A 25,813-nucleotide genomic window follows, 5' to 3' on the forward strand; every position below is an offset into this window, starting at 1 on the left:
ATTGAAATCTTATTTAGGCAAACTACCAGTAAACAACCAAGCCTTATCAAAACCTAAGGCTCTTAATTTATTAAGCTCATTAGTTGCGTCATCACGATCTACAAAACTAGAAAATGCAACATTATGGAGACCATAAGAATTAACACCTATACGTTTTGCATCAAAACCTTTACGTTTTAATTGAGCAACACGCTTGTCTGCATTTGCAGGATCACGGAAAGCGCCAGCAACTACATGAAAGTTTTTTGTTAACGGTGCAACATCTATAGATATAGTAGGTAAAGGTTCATTAATTAAAAAACTTGCACTTTCTATAGTAGAATTCACTTTATCAGTAGACAACTGTTCTACTGCAAGGGCATCGGTTTTCACTTGAGTTTGATAACCTTTAAAACCAAGACCTAATCCTAAAAGAATAACACCTGCCGCAGCATAACGTATCCAGGAACCAGAATTAGTTTTAGCAGTTTCTAACTCTACAACAGCAACTTCTTCTACAACCATTTCTTCTTCAGCAACAGTAACCGGTGCAACTGGAAGTCTATCGATAGCAAATGTCTCGTGAGAAGTAAGGCCAAAAGCTTCTGGCAAATAATTAACCAGATACATAGGTGTAAACTGTAACGCCTTTTCATCATTACGAGAAAAACGACCTACCTTATGTATAGTTATTGAACCATTCCTATCCATTTCTTGATCTAGAAAACGTACATAATTACGTATCTCTTGAATAGACTCATCATAAGTCAGATTTGCAACACTTGCTATATAGTTAGCCAGTAACCCATCATTTTGTTGGATTTGAGCATTAAAACTCAATCCTTTTTTAGGTGGATATATAGTATGACTGCTAGCAAAATGTTGTGCAGGAACGCGACGCGAGATAAAAGCTCCAAAACCTGGAACAACTACACACTCGTGGCGGTACAATAAATCTGATATGTAAGTAGCGATTTGCATGTCACAAACATAAAAATTAAAACAAAACGATCAAGCACTTGGGGTAACTAGTTATTAAGAAATTGAGGTCAACGTATCTAACTCATTAATTTTTAACGTATCCGCTTTCGCGAAAGCGTAACTTTTTACATTCATTTAACCATAAATACCTATCAAAAACCCTTTATTTGTCGCTAAAAACAGCCTACATATGATCAACTTCTTGCTGCAACAAGTAAATGATAGCGGTCCTATTTACAAAGAAACCATAATGGGACGATTCCCTGTGGAACCATTCAACACGGCTAGCAACCTTATTTTTCTAGCCTCCATTATTTATTTCAGTATTTTAATTTATAAGTCAAAAAAGAAACACTGGTTTTTATCCTGTTGCATGCCTGTTTTCCTAGCAGGATTTATAGGCGGCACTATCTATCACGCCACTCGTAGTGATGAGTTTTGGCTCTTATTAGATTGGGTTCCCATAGTCGTGCTGTGTTTTGCCTGTTCTCTATATTTCATATTTAGGTCTCCAGTAAGTTCTTGGGAAAAGATCGCATTAGGTCTAGCTATCTTAGGACTAAACATCATCCCTAGAATATTACCTATACCCAAAGGTTATCGCAACTCTATAGGCTATATAGGTACCGGTATTGCCGTATTACTTCCTATTTTTCTATATGCCTACCGTCATAAATGGAAGCATTTTAAATTTATAGCATTTGCTCTACTTTCCTTTATTACCGCAGTTTCTTTCAGAACTCTAGATAAAAAATACGACATAGAGTTTCTATATATGGGCACTCACTGGTTGTGGCACACCTTCGGCGGTATCGCGGTGTTTTTCTTAATGAGATACATTTATATGGACAACGAGAATTCTGAGCGATATATGACTAGAAAGCACCTTAAAAATGATTAAATTTGCCAGCTTATAACGTGAGATCATGCTGGATAAAGTAAAAGAACATATTGAGAAAGTACAAGCCTTTAAAGCAGATTCTAAAGAGTCTATCGAGGCTTTTAGAATTGAATACCTAGGTAGTAAAGGATTACTCAAGGATTTATTTGCAAAGTTTAAAGAAGTCCCTAACGAGCAGAAGAAAGCATTCGGTCAGGCAATCAATGAACTTAAAGAAAAGGCCAAAGAAAAGGTTGAATCTCTAAAAGAAACTATAGAGTCTAAGGAAGAAGAAGCTGGAATTTACGGCGACCTTACGCGTACTGCATATCCTATGGAAATAGGTGCAAGACACCCTATATCTATAGTAAAAAACCAGATTATTGATGTATTCTCTCGCATAGGTTTTAATGTAAGTGAAGGTCCAGAAATAGAAGACGACTGGCACAACTTTACAGCACTTAATTTACCTGCACATCACCCAGCTCGTGATATGCAAGACACGTTTTTTATACAGACAGATCCAGATGTATTATTAAGAACGCACACCTCTAGTGTACAGGTGCGTTATATGGAAGACAATAAACCACCTATAAGAACTATTTCTCCAGGTCGTGTTTTCCGTAATGAAGCGATAAGTGCTCGTGCACACTGTATATTCCATCAGGTAGAAGGACTTTATATAGATAAGGATGTAAGCTTTGCAGACATGAAGCAGACTTTACTGTATTTCACTCAAGAAATGTTCGGCAAGTCTAAAATACGCTTGCGTCCATCTTATTTCCCTTTTACAGAGCCTAGTGCTGAGATTGATATTTATTGGGGTCTAGAAACAGAAACAGATTATAAAATAACTAAAGGTACTGGCTGGCTAGAAATAGGTGGTTGTGGTATGGTAGATCCTGCTGTACTTACTAATTGCGGTATCGACCCAGAGGAGTACAGTGGTTTTGCATTTGGTATGGGTGTAGAACGTATCGCAATGTTGTTATATCAGATAGGTGATATACGTATGTTCTTTGAAAACGATGTGCGTTTTCTCAAGCAGTTTTCTAACGCTTTATAAAATTAGTATCGTGAAATCACAACTCATTTTTGTTTACAATGCAAACTCTGGTAAGCTTAATGCATGGCTAGATAGCGCGCATAAAATAATAAGTCCCAAAACTTATGAGTGCAGACTTTGCGATCTTACTTATGGTATTTTTAAAGAAAATGCAGAATGGGCACGCTTTCGCGAAAGCGTAACTAACACATATCCATCGATAGAATTAAAGTTCTTACACATAGATGAATTTGAGAAAGAATATGCCTCAAAGTGGCTGCCTAAATATGAATACCCTTGTATTCTTTTAAAAACTCCTGAGACAGATTCTGGTTTTGAAATTTTTATGAGCGCTGGTGAAATGAATGAAATCACCACTACACCAGACCTTATTAATGCGTTAGAATCTAAAATGAAAGCTATTTAATAATGTAGTCGCGCTATCTTTTATAGATACTAATCAATACATCAATTTATGAAAAAAGACATCGTTATACCAGTGGTAAAGGACGTTTACATCGCTATCGTAAAAGAAGATAATAAAGAAAAAACAGCACAAGACTGGATCGTGTACTTAATTAATGACAGTCTAGAACCTATTGAATCTATCATGATCATGAGTCGTGGTAAACATGAAGACGGTCGCAAGACATCTACATTTAGACACGCCTTCAAATTAGTTGCAGCAAAATCTGCTTTAAAAGTAGAACTGATCATGGAAGACGTATTTCCATTTAAGAATGAATTTATTCTCACTTATTTTATTGGACCTACTCTATATGACCGTGTATTTACTGCAGCACCACACTCTATAAGTGAGGACCATTTCACTGCTTTACCAATAATGAAACAAGAAGGTATATTACTTTCTTAAATTGCTATATTTTTCATTATAACCCCATTATAAGGATCAATTTACACTGTTAAAAACAGTTCTAATTGACTTATTTACAAAACCTTAAACACCTTAATTAATATTTAATTAAGGTGTTTTTGATTGAAATCATCTTGTTTTCACAAAGTGTCTTAAAAAAGGCTGTTTTAGGTTAATAGAGCGTTAAAACACGTTAGTTAGAAAACCATACGCATACTAAGCGAGTATATCATACGTATTAACGACATAACTAAAACAAACAATTATGAAAAAGTCAAATTTTTTGAGCATAGCGCTCGTAGCAGTTGCATTATTTGCAGGACAATCAACATTTGCTCAAGAGAGTAAAATGAAGAAAGAAAAAACAGTAATGGTAGGTGGTGCTGCAATGTACCCTTCTAAAACAATTGTAGAAAACGCTGTAAACTCAAAAGACCACACAACTCTAGTAGCTGCTGTAAAAGCTGCAGACCTAATAGATGTACTATCTAGTACAGGACCATTTACTGTATTTGCTCCAACTAATGCTGCTTTTGAAGCATTACCAGCAGGGACAGTAGAAACTCTTGTAAAACCAGAAAACAAAGAAAAATTACAAGGTATACTTACTTACCACGTAATTGCAGGAAAATTTAATGCTGCAGATGTAGTTGCATTAATCAAAAAGAACAACGGAAAAGCAGTTGTAAAAACAGTAGCAGGATCTGAATTAACTTTATCTCTTAGTGGTGACAAAGTAGTTGTAACAGACGCAAACGGTGGTAGCGCAACTGTTACTATTGCAGACGTAGCTCAATCTAACGGTGTTATACACGTAGTAGACGCAGTATTGCTTCCTAAAATGTAAATCCCTATTTATATTTTACAAGAAATCCCAAACTTTATAGGTTTGGGATTTTTTTTGTTATTAAAACTAAACCTTCTTACTCGACAAATCTAGGATCAGTAGGCATGGTTGTATTGCAATTATCACAGGTGCGCAATTCTTCACTTGCATAAAACTCTCTAAAACGTGGCTGAAAATCTTTTTCTATATCTTCTAGAATAAAAAATGTCTCGTGTAATTTATGATTACAATTATCACAATACCACAATAAACCATCTACTGCACCAGCTTCTAGACGCTTGCGTTCTATTACCAGACCTATAGAGTTTTCATGACGTACAGGAGAATGTGGCACTTTAGCAGGATGTAAGTACATATCACCAGGCCCTAATTTCATAGTACGCTTCTTACCATCTTCTTGAATATAAACCTCTATATTACCTTCTAATTGGTAGAAAAGCTCTTCAGTTTCATTATAATGGTAATCTTTACGAGCATTAGGACCTGCCACTACCATTACTATGTAATCTCCTGCATCTTTATACAGATTCTTATTACCTACTGGTGGCTTTAAAAGATCTCTATTATCTTCTATCCACTTATTAAGATTAAAAGGTGCTTGAATAGCCATTTTTTATCGTTTTTTAGAAATTAAAGGTACGTAATTATTATAAGCAAGGACAACCAAATTGATCAGCATACACGTTCCACAAGACTTTAATATCTTTTCCATCTACCCAAATTAAAGAACGTCCAGGAGCATATAATTTACCGTTATCTTCCCAATTATCATTGTAAGTAAAGTATACATTTGGATAACCTTTTAAAGCTGCAAATGTTTTGTAATTTTCTAATTCTGCTGGGCAATCTAAACATGCATCATGAAATGACTTAGTTATTAAACTATCAATATTTTGATCGCTTTTGTAATCTAATTCTAATTTAAAAGGGCTGGCGATCATTAATTTTTTTTGATCTTTTTTAGAAAATGAATACTTCACATATTCTAAACATTCATCCATATACAAGTGAATAGAATCTACTTTCGTTTCAAACCTAGAATCAATAGAATGTATAAATAAAGAATTGTTATGCTCTGCGTGCTTTGAAATAGCTCCATCGCACTCATAACTTAGAAATTCTGCAAACGGAAATTCTACATCTTTATCTTTAAAAAAAAGATATCCTTTATTAGAAACCCTGTATTCCTCTTGAGTTCTATCATGTTGAAAATCTTCATAAATACCAGCTTCAGTATTATTCTCGCCAATAATTGCAGCAATAGGTTTTAAAAACTCATATTCATTAACTTCAATTTTTGACAACGAATTCAGAAATTGAGTGTTCACTTGCGGCGCATCCACATTTTGTTCTACAATAAGTGAAATTATAGAATCTAATTGCTTTGCATTAAAACGAGATCTATGATAAACATCATTACAATCTATACCAGCTTTTTGAGAAGCTATAGCTGTATAGTCTATTTCTTCATTAGCTTTTATCTCTTGATTTTTAGGTATAGAATCAACAGCTTCAGCATCAATAACACGGTCCGTATTCCCAGACTGTCCACAACTAGTGACTATCAATAATAGCAATACAAGGAATACTTTTTTCATATAATTATTTTAACTCTGTTTTAATCTCTGCCATTAATTCTTTTCCTCCTTGAGAAAGAACTTTTTGTGATTGCGCTTTCGCGAAAGCGATACATGCATCTTTATCTACATTATCAAACCATGGCATAGAATCACTAACATCTATACGTTGCTTGCCATCTAGACTCATCAATGTACCTTTAAACGATAATTGATCATCTTTCACAACAGCAATGGCACCTATAGGCGCGGTACATCCACCTTCTAGATCTCGTAAGAATGCGCGTTCCATATCTACACATACTGCAGTCTGTTGATGGTTAAGCGCCGCAACAGCAGTTAAAACTTCTTTATTGTTTCCCATAGCAGTGATCATCATCGCGCCTTGTGCTGGTGCTGGGATAAAACTATCTAGGTCAGTATATTCAAAACCGTAATTTGCTTTTAATTTTGCTAGGAGACCTATGCGATCCAGACCTGCTTTGGCAAATATGGCAGCACTCCATTCTTTATTAGTATGTAGCTTAGATAATCGTGTGTTTACATTACCACGTAGATCTACCACATTATGATGACTGTATAAATCTAACCATTGTGATCTACGACGCAAACTACCAGTCGCGATGGTAGTTTCTTCATCTGGATTAAAATTACTTTTATAAACGAGAATATCCTTAGAAGACGCGCGTTCCATAACCGCTGCTTGGACCATTCCTTTAGGCAATTGTGTAGGAACATCTTTTAAACTGTGCACGGCAATATCTATTTCTCCTTTTACCAGCGCCACATCTAGTGTTTTAGTAAAAATACCAGTGATACCCATTTCATACAAAGGCTCTGTTAAGTTAAGATCTCCTTGAGATTTAACAGGATGCAAGATCGTTTTATGTCCCAAAGCTTCTAGCTGTGCTTGCACTGTTTTTGCTTGCCACATAGCAAGCTCACTATCTCTGGTTCCTATTCTTATTATACTAGACATACTTTTAAATCTATTTAAAAAATGTGGTTTTTAATTTAAGTTTTTCAGCGTGGTTTTCTAACCATGTTCCTAAAAGCACAAATATAACTGCAATAAATAAGGAATGAGCTAAAACTAATGCTTGTGTACCTAACATAAGGTCTATCTCAGCAGTGTGCGTAGGTGGTAAATAATCGCGATGTATAGAAGTCACTATAATAACCCAACGCTCCATCCAAAAACCTATATTAGATAAAAGACTTACAAGGAAAAGAATCCATACTTTACTGCCCGCCTTAGGAATAAATAATACTAAAGGAAGAATCAAACTTCCTAACAACATTATTATATAGAAAGAAGAATAAGGACCGTTTAATCTATTTAAGCTAAAAATTGCCTGGTCCGTAAAAAATGAGGTGATTACCAGTAACCAATTAAATAAACAGTTAATTAGAATTAAAAACCTCATTATTTGTAAGGCAATCTTACTCGATATTTTTGGTAGTAACGATAGGAAGTAGATAAATAGAATAATAACAAAGCCCAAACGAACGAAGTTTGCATTTATAAACTCTTGAATATTTGAGAGTATTTCCATAACCAGAATCTACGGTTATTAGGAATTTATTTGCTCTAGCTTAAAAACCTTATTTAGTAACTCGATAGCCTCTTCAGTACTTTCTTCTTCATTGCGCAAATGATTTGCAAAATGACCGGCTATTTTCTGTATAATTTTATCAGCAATAAGGTCTGCTTGTTCTTGATTAAAATCAGTAATTTTAGTCCTGTTGCTTTTAATTTCTGCTTCTTTAAGAGTAGAAAGCTTTGTTTTTAAGGCATTCATAGTAGGTGCAAAACGTCGTGATTCTTGCCATAATTTAAACTCGCTATGTATCTCTTTAATAATTTGGTGCGCTTGTGGTATAAAGTTCTCGCGATTTTGAAGGGTGCGATTAGTAATTCTAGAAAGCTCATCTAGATGCACTAGATTTACATTACTTAGTCCTTTTACATTCTCGTTTACATTCTTAGGAATAGAAAGATCTAAAATCAATAAAGGTTTATTGGTAAATATAAGATCTTTAGAAACCGTAGGATTTTGCGCTCCAGTGGCCACAATAAGAATATCTGTTTGAGCAATTTGCTCTTCTAATTGCGCATAATCTTTTACAACTAGGTCAAATTTACCTGCAATACGCTCAGCTTTATCCTTTGTCCTATTAATAAGAGTAATCTCCTTATTATCAGTGTGTTTAATAAGGTTTTCACAAGTATTGCGTCCTATTTTACCGGTACCGAATAAAGTTATATTTTGATTAGATCCTTTTTCAAAATTCTCTAAGATGTACTGCACACTAGCAAAACTTACAGATGTTGCACCACTACTTAAATCGGTTTCTGTCTTAATGCGCTTACTAGCTTGTATTACGGCATTAATTAATCGCTCCATATAAGGGTTGACTAATTGATACGATTTTGATTTCTTAAAAGACATTTTAAGCTGACCTATAATCTCAAAATCTCCCAAAATCTGACTATCCAGACCAGTTCCTACTGTAAAAAGATGGTCATTTGCAGCTTCATTTTTATAGATGTAAGCTATTTTCTCAAACTCTTCTACCGTTCCATGAGAATGCTCACATAACAATTTAATTAATTGAAAAGGATGTTGAGCAAATCCATACAACTCTGTACGGTTACAAGTAGAGATTACAGCTAGAGAAGGAATACCTTCAGCCTTAGCCTGTATCAGCAGGTTATCAATAGCGTCTGCACTCAATGAAAACGAGCCACGCGTGACAGCGTCTGCCTTGCGGTAACTAATTCCTATTGCGTAAAATGTGAAATGTGATGCTGCTGCCGCGGCCATAAATTACTTTCTGTAGTAGTCGACAAAATTAACAGAGGATTGGCTTTAAAAATAACGCTTAACGATCCTTTTTCGTCGCTATGAGTTATCTTTGCTTTATCAAACTGTATAATAGACTATTGATGGTGCTTATCTCGCTTTCGCGAAAGCGGAATAACACTTATTTAGAGTCGTTTTAAATAACAATGAAAATGGAAAACATCGCTAAAGGTGCTGGAGAGGTAACTATCATAGAAGACGGATTTCACGTCATACGTTTAAAAAATGATAGTGCAGAAAAAACAACTTTTTCACATCATGTCGATAGCAGTTTTTTACAGTTTCACTACTGTCTTAAAGGAAGCGTGCAACTAGCTTTTAATGAAGGTAGTTACAAACTAGATTTAAAAGAACAGAATTCCTACTTGCTATATAATCCGTCACGCGACTTACCTATGGACTTAAGTATAGCGCCTAACACATGGTTTATATCTGTACTGGTTTCAATTAAGAAATTTCACTCTCTTTTTTCTCCAGACGCGCAACATGTTAGTTTTTTAAGTGCCGATAATAAGGATAAAAAATACTATGTAGATGGAAAAATATCTCCATCTATGGCTGTTGCCTTGCACCAGTTAATGAACTATAACCTCAACGATACAATAAAACAGCTTTACTTTAAAGGTAAATCCTATGAGTTACTATCCTTATATTTTAATACCGAAGAAGAAGCAAATCTAGAGGCATGTCCATTTCTAGCTGACGAAGAAAATATGCGCAAAATAAAACGCGCCAAAGAAATAGTAATAGAACGCATGATCGATTTACCTTCTCTACAAGAGCTATCTATAGAGATAGGGTTATCTCTTAAGAAATTAAAAGAAGGTTTTAAAGAAGTGTATGGCGATACGGTTTTTGGTTTTGCACTTAGTCATAAAATGGATTATGCTAGGCAGTTGCTCGATAGCGGCCAGCATAATGTAAACGAGGTAGGCCTAAAAGTAGGATACTCTACTGGTAGTCATTTTATAAGTGCATTTAAAAAGAAATACGGAACAACGCCTAAGAGATATATATCTGGGAAATAGATGGAATTATAGATTAGGTGTTTTAAAATCAATAAAAGCCTTTTCCCCAGCCCTGAAGGGTGAGGTTTCTCGTAATCCAAATAAAAAATAAATGTTTCCGCTCCCTTTAGGGTTGGGGAATGGAAACATGAAACCCAAAACCAAACCTTTTCCCCAGCCCTAAAGGGTGAGGTTTCTCATAATCCTAATAAAAAATAAATGTTTGCGCTCCCTTTAGGGTTGGGGAATAGAAACATGAAACCCAAAACCAAACCTTTTCCCCAGCCCTGAAGGGTGAGGTTTCTCGTAATCCAAATAAAAAATAAATGTTTCCGCTCCCTTTAGGGTTGGGGAATGGAAACATGAAACCCAAAAACCAAACCTTTTCCCCAGCCCTAAAGGTTAAGGTTTCTCATAATCCTAATAAAAAATAAATGTTTGCGCTCCCTTTAGGGTTGGGTAATGGAAACATGAAACCCAAAAACCAAACCTTTTCCCCAGCCCTGAAGGGTGAGGTTTCTCGTAATCCAAATAAAAAATAAATGTTTCCGCTCCCTTTAGGGTTGGGGAATGGAAACATGAAACTCAAAAAATTTGAACATAAAAAAAACCGCCTGCGAGCAAAGACTGCTCAACAGGCGGCTTCCAACCAACCAAATCTTAAATCAGTTTTACCTGATTATTTTTTATTTTCCATTGCTCTATTATAATCGAGCATTCTATTCTTTGTACTATTAACGCTAGAAGCGTTTTTTAATTGTATATAACCACGACCTTTAAATCTATAAGTAGTACCGCTATCGATATGATACATTTCTATAGTCCTATCATCTACGATGTAAAGATCGAAATAATCATTCCATATAAAATCATAACCTAACGTTAATTGCTTGTTAATACTTCCTGGAGACTGATCGCGGACGGTATAATCACCACTGTAGTCCCAAAACAAACTACTTGAGTTTAGTCCGTTTCTATCTTGAGAACTTTCAAAAATATCTTCATTATTTCCTGGAAAGAATCTCAGGTAGTTTTCTCTGTCAAAATCATTGATAGCCCCAACATTACTGGTATAAACTTTTTCCCAAGCTTGATATTCCTGTAAAAAATACTGAACGTTGTCATAAAACAACTGATCGTAATCAAAGTTTGCCCTATCATAACCGTCTAGAAAATATCTCGTATTGTTATGTAGATCTCTTAGTTCTAATCTGTCGTATGCCCTGACTATGACTTCAAAATCATGCAACCCATCTATATCGTGTAAAATAGCAAGTTGATTATTAACCGCATTATAAGAACCTACATCTATTCCTAACCCTGCGCCTGCACTTCCTACACCTACTAGGTTATTATTTGCATACACAGTTCCAAAATCAAAACTTAACGTAAACGCTCGAGTCATAAATGGCACATTAGGTGTTCCTTGTGTACTGTTTAAATCTACGTACCATACCTCGCTAGAAGCAAGCACTTCATTTAGTGTAGGAGCGTTATATCCGTCACCTATCACTATTTCTGTATCACAGCTCGTTAATGAAAAAGCTAGTAATGCAGATGCTAAAAAAGTAGTTATTGCTTTCATAATAGTAATATTTAAAAGTTACTTAATGGTTTTCTAAAACCATGCCGTAATTTCAAACTACTGATTTAAAGCGTTTTGATAGTTACGCTTTCGCGAAAGCGGAATAACATCAACCTACTATTTAACCATAAAACACTAGAATATATTAAAACCTGTAGAGTCTTGAGATTGCTCTAGGTCCTGTTCTTGATTTTCATTCTCATCAATTTCTACAGCATCTTCACCGCGTAATCTTCTATCTACACGGTCTGCCTCTTCAAGAATTTTAGGCAATAAGAATGGAGCAAGTGGTTCTACATGCTCATAAACGATGCTTTGTTCTTTAATATCCTTATCAATGATATGAAACTCACCACTTGCCGAATTAATAAACATTAAAATCACACTAGCTAGAAATCCCATTTTCACAATGCCAAAGGCGGCACCAGCAAGTTTATTAATAAAACTAAGATTAACGGTTTTAAGCACCTTAGTAATTAATTTACCTACATAGGTAATTACAAATATGATAACCAGGAAGGTGACTATAAAACTAGCGATAGTAATATAAACGTCATCCCATTGCACCTGTTCTCGCAACCAGTCACCAGCATAGTTAGAAAAGTAGATGGATCCATAAATAGCAGCAACTAGCGCTATTAAAGATGTTAGTTCTACAAAAAAGCCATTTAAATAACCTTTATAAAGACCTATTAATAAAACAATGCAAATAATTATATCTAACCAATTCATCGGGCTAAGTTAGTTAAAATTGCCGTTAAGCAAACTCATAGTCGCATGAGATCCTATCAAGACGGTTTAACTAATCAAGTGCGCCTTTCATAGTACGAGAGTGAATGCATATCTATTGAGTATAGATATAACAAGAGGTTATAATTAATTTTCACATCTCAATTACATATTCATTTAACAAACTCATCCATGAAAAATTTATTTAAAACATCCCTTTTAATTTTCATATCCATCCTACTTTTTAGTTGTGACAATGATGATGGAATGGCCGATAATCAAAACGTGTGCACCTATGAAGGTCTTACCTTTTTTGACGGCACTACACAAACACTTATCCCTGAATCACAATTAACTACCGAACTTTTTCTTAACGGTAGTGGTAACGGTATACCAGAAATAGAGGTTTATGAAACAACTAACCCTGGCAACATATGGTTACTTACTAAAGCAGTAACAGCCAATTCTAGTGACGGCGGTACGCTAGGATTAGGTAATACTAATTACACGGTAGCGGTAACCTGCCAGCGATCTGGAACTGCAGTAGGAGAAGAATTCAGATTTGACGTAGTAACGGCAAACGGCCTAGAAGGTGAATTATGTGTCGTTCTAGATGCTATTATTCCATAAATACTGACACTCCACGACTCTATTTGGAACGAAAAAACGGCACAGATTTAAAAATCCGTGCCGTTTTTTATTTCTAATTAATTTATTTGAATACCAGAATAACCGTTTACCGATCAATAAAACATATAACTCTTATCAATCTTATTTCTTCTCTATATCATTTTTCTTAAATAAGGATTTTAAGACTTTATAGCCCGAAAACAATCCTATTAAAAAACAAGTTCCAGAAATAAAATATTGTTGTTCTTCTAAGTATTTTAACCCTGTTAACAGTCCAAAAATTAACCATAACAAATTAGTCAATGTTTCACTATTTACAATTCTTTTAATCATAATAAGTGATATATAATTAGATCTTTCTCAACCACTCACTCATACTCACACGCGACTCTAGATAATTTTTAAGATCTTTAATCGCTACACGTTCTTGTGTCATGGTATCGCGATCTCTTACCGTTACTGCATGATCTTCTTTAGTATCATGATCTATCGTTACACAATATGGTGTACCATTTAAATCATGACGTGCATATCGCTTACCTATAGAATCTTTTTCTTCATAAGCTACGTTCATAGACCATTTCAGTTCATCTACGATTTCGTTTGCTATTTCTGGTAGTCCATCCTTTTTTAATAATGGTAAAATAGCCGCTTTAACCGGTGCAAGAACGGCAGGTAATTTAAGAACCGTACGCTCTCCACCACCATCTAGTTTCTCATCTACTAGAGAATTAGAAAACACAGCAAGAAACATTCTATCTAGACCTATAGAGGTCTCTAGAACATAAGGAACATAACTCTTGTTATCTTCATGATCAAAAAACTGTAGTTTTTTACCACTGTGCTCTTCATGTGCTTTTAAATCAAAGTCTGTACGAGAGTGGATTCCTTCTAATTCTTTAAAACCAAATGGGAAGTCAAATTCGATATCAGTCGCAGCATTTGCATAGTGAGCCATTTTTTCATGATCGTGAAAACGGTAATTCTCATCACCCATTCCAAGAGATCTGTGCCACGCCATGCGCTTTTCTTTCCATATCTCAAACCACTTCAACTCTGTACCTGGCTTTACAAAATATTGCATCTCCATTTGTTCAAATTCTCGCTGACGGAAAATGAACTGACGTGCAACGATCTCGTTTCTAAAAGCTTTACCAGTCTGTGCAATCCCAAAAGGAATCTTCATACGACCAGATTTCTGTACATTTAAAAAGTTCACAAATATACCTTGAGCCGTTTCTGGTCTAAGAAATAAATCTGTAGCAGTGTCTGCACTAGCACCTATTTTAGTACCGAACATAAGGTTGAACTGACGTACATCTGTCCAGTTTTTAGAACCTGTATCAGGGTCTGCTATTTCTAGTTCTTCTATTAAAGCTTTTACACCTTCTAGATCTTCAGCCTCTAGCAATTGGGCTAGTCTTGCTGTAGGCTCCGTAGCTTTTTTCATGTAACCCACCACACGTGGATTAGTCTCAGCATACATTTTTGCGTCAAAATCTTCACCAAAGCGTTTTGCCGCCTTAGCTATTTCTTTATTTGCCTTCTGTAAATGTTTCTCACAGTAGTCCTCCACGAGCACGTCTGCACGGTAACGTTTTTTAGAATCCTTATTATCGATCAATGGATCATTAAAAGCATCTACGTGACCAGAGGCTTTCCATACCGTAGGGTGCATAAATATCGCCGTATCTATACCTACTATATCTTGATTTAATTGAGTCATCGCTTGCCACCAGTATTCTCTGATGTTTTTCTTTAACTCAACTCCATTCTGTCCATAATCATAAACGGCACTTAAACCGTCGTAGATTTCACTAGATTGAAATACATATCCGTACTCCTTTGCATGAGAGAGTACTTTCTTAAACTGATCTTGGTCGTTGTTCTTTGCCATAGCTGCAAATGTAAAAAAATGTGATTAGTTAACGTTGTGATTTTGTGTATTTCGCTTTCGCGAAAGCGAGAAAAAAATCAATTATTTACTAGTATCTAAAACTGTTGATTTATCAAACTCTTTATTTAAACCTAGCAGCGGAAAGGAATACAAAAAAAGGTGTAATAAAACATTACACCTTTAAAATATAGCATTGTGTTTTTAAAATTACCTCAGTGTGATCTCATTACTACTCACACGTATAGGCCCATTATAAAGATTTACTCTATAACGTCCTTTGATAATATTATCTTCGTTTGCATCTACTACCTCACAAAGATCTAGCTCTTTACCTTTATAATTAAATTGTACTATCTTAGAATAAGTCAATTCTTGACCATCAAAAACTTGTTTCTTATTAAGACCTAGCACATTATTATCTGGATTAATTACTTGCAGGTAAAAAGAAGTGACTCCAGTACTAGCAAGTGGATTTTCTGGCAGTGTAAAACATACTTTTATATCATCTACTCTACGCGCTCTATCGTTTTCTATTTGCTTACCTGAACTTCTTACTATAATTCCTACCGGTTCAAAATTAGTAGGTACTAACGCAGCTGCACGAGCCATGTTTGCATTCATGTTCTCTATGGTCGAATTTTGATCCTGATTTTTTAAGATTTCACTATTTAAAGCCGATAGCGTACTATCATTAACCTTGGATAGGTTTTGATTCACTATTTCTAGAGTATGTATTCTATCCTGTAATAAATCACGCTCTTTTCTAATATTAGATAATTCGGCACGCATTCTAGACAGCACTCTTACATCTGTTTCTAACTTACCGACACTATCTACTAGTCTTGTAATGCGATCTCTTGCATCGACTAGGTCTGCATTAAGGGCGTTACCCTTATCTATTTCTATACTATATTCCGTAGAGATGTTCTCTAGTTCTTTTTGAATTTGTGCTTTTTCATCTTTTAAAGCTACCTTGATACCTTCATTTTCTTGATACGTACTATAGGACCACACTCCTAATCCTATGAGTACCAACAGTAAAACTGCTAGTAAAACTTTAAATATTCGGTTATCTTTTTGCTGTGCCATGTTGGGTTGTTTATCTTTAGAACGTAATTATACCTATTTCAATTATAAATATCGCCTATAAATCATGTGCTTTAAAGTTTAAACTCGTTAAAAAAATATCGCGTAGTAATGACTATGCTAGATTATTTCTACCTTTTTAAACTTCGCATCAAATAGATTTATTCACACCACATTTATAATTAAAATAAATATGACTAAAATATTTTATTCTGAAGTGGATTTCTGATTTTATTAACTTGTTTTTTCCTGTCGTCTGTATGGGTTGTGACTGCAGTTTAACCACTGGAGAACAGATTGTTTGCACCACCTGCCGTGCCGAAATCCCTACATCTCTCAATCATTTACAAAAAGACGATAAAGTGAAAGAACTTTTCTTTGCTAGAGTAAATATCGAGACTGCCACCAGTTTATTCTATTATGAAAAAATAGGCGTTGTACAACAGTTGATCTATCAATTAAAATACAATGGACATGAAGAAGTAAGCCCCTTTTTAGGAAAATGGCTTGCTACCAATCTTAAGGAAGATCCTGCTTTTAAAAACATAGATCTAGTAATTCCTGTTCCTGTGCATCCCAAACGACGCGCAAAAAGAGGCTATAATCAGGTGGATGGTTTTGGAAAAGAACTAGCTGCTGTTTTGGGTGCTCGCTTTCGCGAAAGCGTACTCATAAAAAACCGTAATACCATAAACCAAGCTCAATTGGGTCAAGTAAAGCGTAGTGACGAGACGCAATCTCCATATGAACTAGTTGAGAAAATTGCACCAGGCACTCATGTTTTACTGGTAGACGATGTAATTACTACTGGAACGACACTAACCCTTTGTGCCAAAGAACTACACAAAAATCCTAATATTAAAATCTCTATTGCGACCATGGCCATATCTGTATAGAATAAACAATTCATGATGTGATTTTTTGATTCAAGTTTCTTGAGAAGGTGTTCTAAAATTTTACCATCTGAAACTTATGATTTTCTTTAATCATGGCTTTAATATTCTTTTTACTTTTGTTTTCAAACATTTACTATGAACAATATTCTAGTTGCTACCGAAAATAAAATTACAACCATAACCATAAATAGACCTACAAAATTAAATGCTCTCAATAAAGAGACCATTGAAGAATTGAGTCAGGCTATATCTACTGCAGAAGAGGACGTTAACACGCGTGTTATCATCCTTACTGGAAGTGGTGAAAAGGCATTTGTGGCTGGAGCTGATATTTCAGAATTTGCAGACTTCTCTCCAGAAGAAGGAAAGAGACTGGCTGGTAAAGGTCAGGAATCATTATTTGATGCTATCGAGAATTGCTCTACACCTGTTATTGCTGCCATTAATGGTTTTGCGTTAGGTGGTGGTCTGGAGCTTTCTATGGCGGCACATTTTAGAGTAGCTAGCGATAACGCTAGATTAGGACTTCCAGAAGTATCTCTAGGTGTGATACCTGGCTATGGAGGTACACAACGTTTACCACAACTAGTAGGTAAAGGTCGCGCTATGGAAATGATAATGACTGCAGGAATGATAGATGCTGACACAGCTCTTTCTTATGGACTTGTAAATCACGTAGTGACTCTAGACGAGTTGATCCCTACATGTGAAAAACTAGCTTCTAAGATTATCAAAAACAGTCCGATGGCTATAAGCGCTGCCATAGATGCGGTTAACGCTGGTTATACAGATGGTACTGATGGTTACCAGATAGAGATAGAAAACTTCGGATCTTGTTTTGGTACAGAACAGTTTACTGAAGGAACAACAGCTTTTCTTGAGAAACGTAAAGCTGAGTTTTAGAAATAAAAATTTTATTTAATACCACAAAGGGCAGAATTAATTTTTGCCCTTTGTGGTATATGATTGTTAATTAATTACCTGATATTTATGGTTTGTTAGCATCATGAATTCTATTCTTCTCAACTTACTACCTTTATTACTATCGCCTGTTTTTATTTTAATAGCAATAGCTTATTACTATGATTATAAAAAAGACCAGAAGTATTTACTAAGCGGTTTTAAGTTTATACTCTGGTTTGTCATCTTTATGGTAATTTATTTCTGGCTTACTAAAATTTTAAGTTTTGGTCTTTTAGAATCTGTGCTAGGTTTTGGTATTGTGATTCCATTAGCAATAGCAGTAAAAAATAGTAGTACAAGAAATCAATAAAGTTATTCATTAAAAAAGGGCAGAATTAATTCTGCCCTTTTTTTGTAATGTAAGTATTGAGACTTCTATCCTCTAAACAAGAAGAAATCATCCTTCATGTCTTCGATTTGTTCATCTTTATTAGTGATGATATAGTCCAGTGCTTTCTCTGTAAACTTAAGACCTTTGTTAGTGAGAGAAACCACCTCATCTTGCATGGTAATCATATTGTTTTTTTGTGCTAATTCAAGAACAGTTTTGGCACGTACTTTACCCCAATTGATATGTTCTTGTAAGTGGGCAACTCTTCTTTCTTCTATACTATCATGATTATTCAGATGAAGTAAGAATGTCAATAAAGAAACTTCTGTACGCTGCCTTTTCTGTCGAAACAGAACTGCTATCAAGCCTTTAGTCGGTGCAAAAAGATAAACCAGTAAAAAGATTAATCCCAAGACTGTTGTAATAGAACCACTAATAGAAGCATCTAACCATACTGCAAAATAATAACCGCCTATAGCACTCATGATTCCAAAAAGAATGGACAAGACGATCATCTTTTTTAAATCTGTAGTAAGTAAATAAGCGGCAGCGGCTGGTGCGATCATTAATGCGACCACAAGAATAGCTCCTACTGCATCAAAAGAAACCACTGTAGTTACTGATGCAACACTCATTAATCCATAATGTAATACCACAGGAGAAAAACCTAAAGCAGATGACAACCCTATATCGAACGTGCTTAATTTCAATTCTTTATAAAAAGCAAATAATAGAGCTAACGTTATTACTAGAGTTATAGAAATGATCCACATACTCTTGGGACCATAGCTTACATGATCTATCATTAACTTATCAAAGGCAGCATACTCCAGTCTACCTACTAATACAGCATCGGTATCTAGATGAATATCGTTTGCATAAATAGCAATTAATAAAACCCCTATACTAAATAAGGCTGGGAATACTAATCCTATCGCTGTATCTTCTTTTACTAAACCGGTTTTTTGAATAGCTTCTACCAGCACAACAGTTATAATACCACTGAAGGCTGCAAGCAATATCAACCATGGTGAGGCAAGGTCTTCTGTAATAAAAAAACCGATTACTATACCTGGAAGAATAGAATGACTTATCGCGTCACTAATTAACGCCATTTTACGTAAAACTAAAAACACACCTGGTATAGCACAAGCTACAGCAGTAAGGCAGGCAATTAAGATAATAGCTAATTCTGCATTCATGATTCAGGCATATTAGTGTTATACAAATTCTCTGCTGTTTGAAAACCTTCTTCAGTCAGAGACCAGTCTTGTCCTTTTATGGTTATCCAGCTCTTATCTGACAGCGCTTTTAAAGTACCTCTTGTAAAACCTTGAAAACCGTTCAATATTTTAATAGAGTGAGGTCTAGAAATATCTTCATGCTTTTCTACAATACCATACATGAAATACAAAGTCTTTTTTAACTCTAGATCTCTACGGTTTCTTATCAAACGTATTTGTTTAAATAAAACACCACGACTAGGAGAAAAAATAAATGACACTCCTACAAAAACTGCGGCAACTAAAACAATCACTGGACCAGTAGATAGGTTGTTATAACTAGCACTTATTCCTGTACCAAAAACACCAGAAAAAGCACCAAATACAGCTGCTAGAATCACCATCGTCCCAAGACTATTAGTCCACTGTCTTGCCGCTGCTGCTGGAGCTAGCAACATGGCACTCATTAAAACAACACCTACCGTTTGTAAACCTATAACTATAGCTAGCACTATAAAAAAGCTGATCAATCCATCTATGAATCGTGTATTAAAACCTAGAGTCATGGCATAATTCTTATCAAATAACAAGAGTTTAAACTCTTTCCAGAACAGCAACATTACCACAAGACTTATACCTGTTACAATAATCATTACTATTACATCACTTTGCACAAGTGTAGCCGCCTGCCCAAATAAATACTTATCTAATCCTGCCTGATTTGCATCTGGTTGTTTCTTTAAATAACTTAAAACCAATTCTCCAAAGCCGAAGAACAAACTCAAAATAAGACCTAAAGCCGTATCTGTTTTAAGATGTGTTTTAGTCACTATTCCACGTATCCACACCGTACCTATAAAACCACTAATTAAAGCCCCTAAAAGAAGGACATTAGAATCCTTTAATCCAGTGAATAAAAACGCTAGCGCAATACCTGGTAACGCGGCATGAGAAATCGCATCACCTAGTAGGCTTTGTTTTCTCAACACAGCAAAGCTACCTAACATACCACAAATAGCCCCTAGAACAGCTGTCCCTAGTGTTATGGTACGCAACGTATAATCTGTAAAGAAATCTGTTAATTCCATCTGGTTATTTTTGTACAGCCACTTTGTAATTAATACCGTAAGTCTTAGTTAGATTATCATCATTAAAAATATCTTTTACAGGACCTGTAGCGATATGTTTTACATTTAAAAAAGTAACCCAATCAAAGTATTCAGGAACTGTCTGCAAATCATGGTGCACTACTATTACCGTTTTACCAGCTTTTCTTAGCTCTTTTAAAATATTAATGATCGCTATTTCAGTAGTAGCATCAACACCTTGAAAAGGCTCGTCCATAAAATAGATCGCTGCATTTTGAACTAATGCACGTGCTAAAAATATACGTTGCTGCTGCCCACCAGATAATTGAGATATTTGCCTTCCTTTAAAAGCAAGCATTCCTACTTTTTCCAGAGCTTCTAGAGCTTGTTTCTTTTGCTTTGCACCTGGTCTTTTGATCCAGCCTAGAGCGCCATAAGTACCCATCATGACCACATCTAGTGCTGTCGTAGGGAAATCCCAATCAACACTACCCTTTTGTGGCACATAAGCCACTTTATCACGTTGTTTCTTATAAGGTTTACCATAAATAGCAACAGAACCTGCAATGGGGTCTATAATACCTAAAATAGATTTTATCAACGTAGATTTTCCTGCACCATTAGGACCTACTATCGCCATTAATACACCTTCTGGAATAGATAAATCTATATCCCAAAGAACTGGTTTATAGTTATAAGCCACCGTAAGGTCATCTACCGCTACTGCTATTTTCTGTTCCATTATTTAAGTGCGTTTACAATAGTACTCACGTTATGTTTATACATACCTATGTATGTACCTTCTACCGTTCCAGCACTACCTAATGCGTCGCTAAAAAGCTCTCCACCTATCTTTACATCATGATTTTGTGCTTTAACCGCAGCTTGTAATGCCTCTACCGTACGTCTAGGGACACTACTTTCTATAAATACCGCATTAATTTTATTTTCTATTATAAAATCTGTTATGCGTTGAACATCTTTAACTCCAGCCTCTGTAGCAGTAGAAATACCTTGTAAACCTACCACTTCAAAATCAAATGTTCTACCAAAATAATTAAAAGCATCATGAGCAGTTACTAGAATACGGCGCTCCTTAGGAAGTTCTTGTATCTTCACGTTTAAAGCCGCTCTTAGATCAATTAATTTGAGTCGGTAAGCATCTCTATTTGCTTCATAAGCTAATTTGTTTTCAGGATCTAATTCAATAAGCTTTTCAGTGACGTAGTATGTGATTTCATTCCAGTAAGTCAGATCAAACCATATGTGCGGATCGTAATTACTTGCAAAATACTCACTACCTATAAGTGATTTCTCGGACACCCCATCACTTATCGCGATAGTAGTTTTACCTTGCTCATTCATTTTTTCAAAAACCTCTACCAGTTTCCCTTCTAGATGTAAACCGTTGTAAAAAATAACGTCTGCGCCGTCTAGTTTTCTCACATCACCCTGACTTGCTTTGTATAAATGAGGGTCTATCCCGCTACCCATTAAACCATTTACATCAACTAGATCACCACCTATGTTTTCTACTAGGTCTGTAATCATGGTAGTAGTTGTCACAACTTGTAGCTTACCGTTATCTTCTTTTTTTTCTCCACAGCTCACTATCGATAAGACTGTTAAGAGGAATAGTATTTTTTTCATTTTGTAAATTTTAAATGTTCCGCTTTCGCGAAAGCGGAATTAAAGAAAGCTCTATTTATTATTTCTAATTCTATAACTTAAACCAGCGCTTAATAAAAGGTTTTGACCATCTGTAATTCCAGAACCTAAGGTTAAATCAAATTGTAAGTCATCATTTGCTAAGTAGGTAAATCCTGCGTCCCAATTATGATTTGCCTTTGTATCTTCAGGAAAATCACCGTAAAGCTCTGCATAAACCCCTATCCTAGAACTTAAATCATAACCATAAGCCAGTGTATAGATATAAGCTAGTTCTGGATTTCCAGCATCTAATTTTGCTCCTAGATTATAAGCTATTCCAGACTTATCTGTAAGTGTGTGGTCAAATGAGAATCTAAAATCTAAACCTGTATTCTCTGGCTTATAATCTGATGCAGCGCTAAATGGAAGACTCAAATGACCTAGAATTGCTATTTTAGGCATCCACCCATTTTCCTCGGCTATAGCTATTTTTGCTCCTAACAATAATGGAGATGTACCATTGAGTCGCTCTCCTACTCGTTCACCATTAGCTTCAAACTCTGTAGTTAGATAATCTATTCCCAATCTCAATTCTAAATTATCTAGAAGTCCGTAACGCAATAAAGTAGTATTATAAACGGTTTCTTTAGTCTTAAAACTATCTTCTCCACTTTCTGTGTAAAAGCCTCCTGTTTCTATTTGTAAAAATCCTTTACTTACTATGTTAGGAGATTCTGTTGCATCGGGCCTATCTGTTACCAGTGCGCCTATATCATCAGTCTGAGCGATGGCAACCGTCGAGGATAAAAGTATAGTTAGTGCGAGTATTATTTTTTTCATTATTTCAATTTTATATAAAGGTTATCGGCAATTTGTTTTGAAATTTGAAGACGCGACTCATTCACTTTTATAGTATAGGATAGGTCAAATTCTTCAAATTCTATGATCTCTATGCTAGTTCCCAACTTCATATGTTGTTTATCTAGGTACTTGAGAAAGTTCTTTGATGAATCTATTAAACCTATCAAAGTACCTTTATCTCCTTTTTTCAATTTAGAGAGTATGGTCTTGTTAGTTTTTTCATAATTACCATGCCTATCTGGAATAGGGTCACCATGAGGATCCTTCTTAGGAAAGCCAAGATGTTTATCGAGTTGATCAATAAGTTTTTGTGACTGAATATGCTCCAGTTGCTCTGCCACATCATGTACCTCATCCCATGAAAAATCTAGTTTCTCTACTAGAAACACTTCCCACAGTCTGTGTTTTCTAATAATTTGATTGGCACATTGTACTCCTTTATCCGTCAGTCTCGCACCTTTATAAGGGACATATTCTGCTAGATTTTTATCTGCTAGCTTTTTAAGCATGTCTGTCACAGACGATGCTTTTGTATTCATGCGCCCTGCAATTTCATTAGTAGACACTAGAGCTTTACCATCTTGTAGGTGGTAAATAGCTTTGATATAATTTTCTTCGGATATTGAATGCATGCGGCAAAGGTAAAGTTTTTATTTGATTTAGGTAAATTAATTTTTAGCCTTGCCTAAAAATTGAGTCAAAAGAAAAACAGAACACGATAATTTAATCTATTCGTAGAAATGCATTTCTTCCACATATTTTTGCACATCATGGTGCATAAAATACCTCAAATCTTTACCTGACGCAATACCGTTGCGTATCATGGTAGAAGAAATCTCCATAATAGGTGCAGGAATAAGAGTGATTTTAGGATGGTTTACAAACTGCTCAGGAACATCACCAGATGAAACTCTAGGGTAAACTATGATACTATAATCTTCTAATATCACATGATAATTCTTCCATTTATGTAAACTTTTCAAATTATCTTCTCCCATTATAAGAGTAAAATCCTTTGTAGTATACTTTTCAGAAAGATATGCGAGAGTATTTACCGTGTAGTTAGGTTGTGGTAAGTTAAACTCAATATTACTTGCATTTATCTTATCATAATCATCAGTAGCAAGATGTACCATATGTAAGCGCTGGTAGTCATCTAACAATGTTTTCTTTTTCTTATGAGGATTATGAGGTGTAACCACCATCCAGATTTCATCTAGATCGCTATTTTCTACTAGGTAATTTGCAATAGCTAGATGCCCTATGTGTACAGGGTTAAATGTACCAAAGTACAGACCTATCTTACTCTTCTTCGTCATCACTGACTTCTTTATTTATAAACTCATGAACCGTCTGGAACGCTTTTAACTTTGCAGCATCAAGATTATCATTCTCAATAATCACGTCAAATTGTGGTGCTGTCGCCATTTCAGTACTCGCCTTTGCCACTCGCATAGCGATTTTCTCTGCCGTTTCTGTTTTACGTTTTTTAAGACGTATTTGCAACTCATTAATAGATGGTGGCTTAACAAAAATAGCTAGTGTACGATTAGGAAATTTTTTCTTTAAACGTAAACCACCCACCACATCTATATCAAATATTACATGTTTACCTTGAGCCCAAAGTCTTTCTACTTCTTCTATAAGAGTACCGTAAAACTGGTCTTTATAAACCTCTTCAAATTCTAGAAAGTCATTTGCCCTAATTCTATTCTTAAATTCATGGGTTCCTAAGAAATAATAATCCTTTCCATGAACCTCTCCATCACGTGCCTCTCTAGAAGCTGCGCTTATAGAAAAAGCAAGATTAAGATCTTCTTGTGTCAATAAATGCCTTACTAGAGTGGTTTTACCAGCACCAGAAGGAGCACTAAAAACTATTAGTTTAGGTAATACTTTCATTATAATACGTTAAGCAGTTGTTCTTTTATTTTCTCTAACTCGTCCTTCATCTGTACGACTAGTTGTTGCATAGTAGCATCATTTGCTTTGCTACCTATCGTATTTACCTCTCTACCTATCTCCTGACATATAAAAGCTAGTTTCTTACCTTGAGATTCTGTGATACTCATAGTATCCATAAAGTAATTGAGGTGATTTTCTAGACGTACCTTTTCTTCAGTAATGTCATATTTTTCAAGATAATAGATAAGCTCTTGTTCAAATCTATTTTGATCTACCTTTTCTTTTAGATCAGACACAGCTTTTTCTAGTCGAGTTCTTACGCCAGCTAGTCGTTCTTTATCTTCTTCTACCACTTGGTCTAGAAGGACTTTAATGTTAGTAATACGCTTATTGAATTCTAGTTCTAGCACATTACCTTCTTCTTTTCTAAACTCTTGCACCGCAGCAATAGCCTCTACAGCAACTTGTTGAATAGCAGCTACATCTTCCTTTGCTACTTCCTTACTTTCTTGAGAAAAAACGTCTGGAAATCTAGTTGCCATTTCTAGCAATTGCAGCTTGTGCTCCGAACTATCAAATGAAACACCATCTAACTGTGCCATTTGCTTCATATAGCCTTCTACTACCTCTAAATTAAGTTTTGCAGTAGCTGCGACACCAGTTTGCTCGATGTGAACAGAAAAATCTACTTTACCTCTCAATAAAGACTTTGCAACTAACTGCCTTAAAGGCAATTCTTGCTGTCTATATAAAGAACTTAATCTTATATTAAGATCTAGATTTTTACTATTAAGAGCTCTTATCTCAATAGTTATTTTTTTGTCTGATAATTGATTGACTGCTTTACCATAGCCAGTCATAGAAGTAACCATTCCCTAGTTTTTTGGCAAAGATAACAATTAAGAAAAGGAT

At 35.3% G+C, this 25,813-nt stretch carries 29 protein-coding genes; 10 read left to right on the forward strand and 19 right to left on the reverse strand.

Annotation, left to right across the window (positions count from 1 at the left end):
* Window positions 1–9: 9 nt before the first annotated feature.
* Window positions 10–960: an SPOR domain-containing protein gene (locus ACJJVJ_RS08935; protein WP_405369939.1), complete on the reverse strand. Its 951-nt coding sequence runs from the start codon at window positions 958–960 to the stop codon at window positions 10–12.
* A gap of 190 nt (window positions 961–1,150) precedes the next feature.
* On the opposite strand from ACJJVJ_RS08935, the gene ACJJVJ_RS08940 reads away from it, so the two are divergent.
* The 5 genes from ACJJVJ_RS08940 (at window position 1,151) to ACJJVJ_RS08960 (ending at window position 4,606) form a co-directional block, all read left to right on the forward strand.
* Entirely contained in the window at window positions 1,151–1,861 is a 711-nt protein-coding gene (locus ACJJVJ_RS08940) for a hypothetical protein (protein ID WP_405369940.1), read from the forward strand.
* A gap of 25 nt (window positions 1,862–1,886) precedes the next feature.
* The gene (gene pheS / locus ACJJVJ_RS08945) at window positions 1,887–2,906 is read left to right on the forward strand and encodes a phenylalanine--tRNA ligase subunit alpha (protein WP_104514438.1); all 1,020 of its coding nucleotides are present in this window, start codon (window positions 1,887–1,889) and stop codon (window positions 2,904–2,906) included.
* A gap of 10 nt (window positions 2,907–2,916) precedes the next feature.
* The gene (locus ACJJVJ_RS08950; RefSeq protein WP_104514437.1) at window positions 2,917–3,312 is read left to right on the forward strand and encodes a GTPase; all 396 of its coding nucleotides are present in this window, start codon (window positions 2,917–2,919) and stop codon (window positions 3,310–3,312) included.
* A 48-nt stretch (window positions 3,313–3,360) separates the two neighbouring features.
* Window positions 3,361–3,759, forward strand: coding sequence for a hypothetical protein (locus tag ACJJVJ_RS08955; protein WP_405369941.1), 399 nt, complete (start codon window positions 3,361–3,363; stop codon window positions 3,757–3,759).
* Between the two features lie 265 nt (window positions 3,760–4,024).
* A complete protein-coding gene (locus ACJJVJ_RS08960) occupies window positions 4,025–4,606 on the forward strand; it encodes a fasciclin domain-containing protein (protein WP_405369942.1) in 582 nt (193 codons plus the stop codon).
* Between the two features lie 76 nt (window positions 4,607–4,682).
* On the opposite strand, the gene ACJJVJ_RS08965 is transcribed toward ACJJVJ_RS08960, so the two are convergent.
* The 5 genes from ACJJVJ_RS08965 to hemA are packed head-to-tail and all read right to left on the reverse strand — an operon-like array spanning window position 4,683 to window position 9,011.
* Window positions 4,683–5,216: a 3-hydroxyanthranilate 3,4-dioxygenase gene (locus tag ACJJVJ_RS08965; protein WP_405369943.1), complete on the reverse strand. Its 534-nt coding sequence runs from the start codon at window positions 5,214–5,216 to the stop codon at window positions 4,683–4,685.
* A 37-nt stretch (window positions 5,217–5,253) separates the two neighbouring features.
* Window positions 5,254–6,204 (reverse strand): hypothetical protein, encoded by a 951-nt coding sequence (locus ACJJVJ_RS08970; RefSeq protein WP_405369944.1) that lies wholly within the window; start codon window positions 6,202–6,204, stop codon window positions 5,254–5,256.
* Between the two features lie 4 nt (window positions 6,205–6,208).
* The gene (gene hemC, locus ACJJVJ_RS08975; RefSeq protein ID WP_405369945.1) at window positions 6,209–7,162 is read right to left on the reverse strand and encodes a hydroxymethylbilane synthase; all 954 of its coding nucleotides are present in this window, start codon (window positions 7,160–7,162) and stop codon (window positions 6,209–6,211) included.
* A 10-nt stretch (window positions 7,163–7,172) separates the two neighbouring features.
* Window positions 7,173–7,739: a hypothetical protein gene (locus ACJJVJ_RS08980; RefSeq protein WP_405369946.1), complete on the reverse strand. Its 567-nt coding sequence runs from the start codon at window positions 7,737–7,739 to the stop codon at window positions 7,173–7,175.
* An 18-nt stretch (window positions 7,740–7,757) separates the two neighbouring features.
* Complete coding sequence (hemA, locus tag ACJJVJ_RS08985) at window positions 7,758–9,011, reverse strand: glutamyl-tRNA reductase (RefSeq protein WP_405369947.1); 1,254 nt, start codon at window positions 9,009–9,011, stop codon at window positions 7,758–7,760.
* A 191-nt stretch (window positions 9,012–9,202) separates the two neighbouring features.
* Here hemA and ACJJVJ_RS08990 point away from each other — a divergent pair, with 191 nt between their 5' ends.
* A complete protein-coding gene (locus ACJJVJ_RS08990) occupies window positions 9,203–10,078 on the forward strand; it encodes an AraC family transcriptional regulator (RefSeq protein ID WP_104514430.1) in 876 nt (291 codons plus the stop codon).
* A gap of 658 nt (window positions 10,079–10,736) precedes the next feature.
* Here the strand turns inward: ACJJVJ_RS08990 and ACJJVJ_RS08995 are convergent.
* Both ACJJVJ_RS08995 and ACJJVJ_RS09000 read right to left on the reverse strand, forming a co-directional pair.
* Window positions 10,737–11,642, reverse strand: a complete 906-nt coding sequence (locus ACJJVJ_RS08995) for a nicotinic acid mononucleotide adenyltransferase (RefSeq protein WP_104514429.1) — start codon at window positions 11,640–11,642, stop codon at window positions 10,737–10,739.
* Window positions 11,643–11,777: 135 nt separating this feature from the next.
* Window positions 11,778–12,374 (reverse strand): CvpA family protein, encoded by a 597-nt coding sequence (locus ACJJVJ_RS09000; RefSeq protein ID WP_405369948.1) that lies wholly within the window; start codon window positions 12,372–12,374, stop codon window positions 11,778–11,780.
* 189 nt (window positions 12,375–12,563) lie between these two features.
* Between ACJJVJ_RS09000 and ACJJVJ_RS09005 the strand changes: the two genes are divergently transcribed.
* The gene (locus ACJJVJ_RS09005; protein WP_405369949.1) at window positions 12,564–13,001 is read left to right on the forward strand and encodes a hypothetical protein; all 438 of its coding nucleotides are present in this window, start codon (window positions 12,564–12,566) and stop codon (window positions 12,999–13,001) included.
* A 349-nt stretch (window positions 13,002–13,350) separates the two neighbouring features.
* Here ACJJVJ_RS09005 and ACJJVJ_RS09010 read toward each other — a convergent pair whose 3' ends face one another.
* The gene (locus tag ACJJVJ_RS09010) at window positions 13,351–14,898 is read right to left on the reverse strand and encodes a glycine--tRNA ligase (RefSeq protein ID WP_405369950.1); all 1,548 of its coding nucleotides are present in this window, start codon (window positions 14,896–14,898) and stop codon (window positions 13,351–13,353) included.
* A 207-nt stretch (window positions 14,899–15,105) separates the two neighbouring features.
* Window positions 15,106–15,987, reverse strand: a complete 882-nt coding sequence (locus tag ACJJVJ_RS09015) for a hypothetical protein (protein ID WP_405369951.1) — start codon at window positions 15,985–15,987, stop codon at window positions 15,106–15,108.
* Between the two features lie 236 nt (window positions 15,988–16,223).
* On the opposite strand from ACJJVJ_RS09015, the gene ACJJVJ_RS09020 reads away from it, so the two are divergent.
* From ACJJVJ_RS09020 to ACJJVJ_RS09030, 3 genes are all read left to right on the forward strand, one after another.
* Window positions 16,224–16,880, forward strand: coding sequence for a ComF family protein (locus tag ACJJVJ_RS09020; protein ID WP_405369952.1), 657 nt, complete (start codon window positions 16,224–16,226; stop codon window positions 16,878–16,880).
* Between the two features lie 135 nt (window positions 16,881–17,015).
* A complete protein-coding gene (locus tag ACJJVJ_RS09025; RefSeq protein ID WP_405369953.1) occupies window positions 17,016–17,783 on the forward strand; it encodes an enoyl-CoA hydratase/isomerase family protein in 768 nt (255 codons plus the stop codon).
* A 103-nt stretch (window positions 17,784–17,886) separates the two neighbouring features.
* Entirely contained in the window at window positions 17,887–18,153 is a 267-nt protein-coding gene (locus ACJJVJ_RS09030; protein WP_104514422.1) for a hypothetical protein, read from the forward strand.
* A 65-nt stretch (window positions 18,154–18,218) separates the two neighbouring features.
* On the opposite strand, the gene ACJJVJ_RS09035 is transcribed toward ACJJVJ_RS09030, so the two are convergent.
* The 9 genes from ACJJVJ_RS09035 to ACJJVJ_RS09075 all read right to left on the reverse strand — a co-directional run bounded on the left by ACJJVJ_RS09035 (window position 18,219) and on the right by ACJJVJ_RS09075 (window position 25,773).
* Window positions 18,219–19,376, reverse strand: a complete 1,158-nt coding sequence (locus tag ACJJVJ_RS09035) for a metal ABC transporter permease (RefSeq protein ID WP_405369954.1) — start codon at window positions 19,374–19,376, stop codon at window positions 18,219–18,221.
* The gene (locus ACJJVJ_RS09040) at window positions 19,373–20,485 is read right to left on the reverse strand and encodes a metal ABC transporter permease (protein ID WP_104514420.1); all 1,113 of its coding nucleotides are present in this window, start codon (window positions 20,483–20,485) and stop codon (window positions 19,373–19,375) included. Before ACJJVJ_RS09040 ends, ACJJVJ_RS09035 begins: the two co-directional genes overlap by 4 nt.
* Window positions 20,486–20,489: 4 nt before the next feature.
* Entirely contained in the window at window positions 20,490–21,227 is a 738-nt protein-coding gene (locus tag ACJJVJ_RS09045; protein ID WP_104514419.1) for a metal ABC transporter ATP-binding protein, read from the reverse strand.
* Entirely contained in the window at window positions 21,227–22,135 is a 909-nt protein-coding gene (locus tag ACJJVJ_RS09050; RefSeq protein ID WP_405369955.1) for a metal ABC transporter solute-binding protein, Zn/Mn family, read from the reverse strand. The genes ACJJVJ_RS09045 and ACJJVJ_RS09050 overlap by 1 nt, the downstream gene beginning before the upstream one ends.
* A gap of 51 nt (window positions 22,136–22,186) precedes the next feature.
* A complete protein-coding gene (locus tag ACJJVJ_RS09055) occupies window positions 22,187–22,975 on the reverse strand; it encodes a transporter (RefSeq protein WP_405369956.1) in 789 nt (262 codons plus the stop codon).
* Window positions 22,975–23,628: a metal-dependent transcriptional regulator gene (locus tag ACJJVJ_RS09060; protein WP_405369957.1), complete on the reverse strand. Its 654-nt coding sequence runs from the start codon at window positions 23,626–23,628 to the stop codon at window positions 22,975–22,977. Before ACJJVJ_RS09060 ends, ACJJVJ_RS09055 begins: the two co-directional genes overlap by 1 nt.
* A gap of 96 nt (window positions 23,629–23,724) precedes the next feature.
* Window positions 23,725–24,315, reverse strand: coding sequence for a nicotinate (nicotinamide) nucleotide adenylyltransferase (gene nadD, locus ACJJVJ_RS09065; RefSeq protein WP_104514415.1), 591 nt, complete (start codon window positions 24,313–24,315; stop codon window positions 23,725–23,727).
* The gene (gmk, locus tag ACJJVJ_RS09070) at window positions 24,299–24,898 is read right to left on the reverse strand and encodes a guanylate kinase (RefSeq protein WP_104514414.1); all 600 of its coding nucleotides are present in this window, start codon (window positions 24,896–24,898) and stop codon (window positions 24,299–24,301) included. Before gmk ends, nadD begins: the two co-directional genes overlap by 17 nt.
* Window positions 24,898–25,773, reverse strand: coding sequence for a YicC family protein (locus tag ACJJVJ_RS09075; RefSeq protein WP_405369958.1), 876 nt, complete (start codon window positions 25,771–25,773; stop codon window positions 24,898–24,900). Before ACJJVJ_RS09075 ends, gmk begins: the two co-directional genes overlap by 1 nt.
* Window positions 25,774–25,813: the final 40 nt, after the last annotated feature.

The organism is Nonlabens sp. Asnod2-A12, from assembly GCF_045063745.1.
Taxonomy (GTDB): Bacteria; Bacteroidota; Bacteroidia; order Flavobacteriales; family Flavobacteriaceae; genus Nonlabens; species Nonlabens xylanidelens.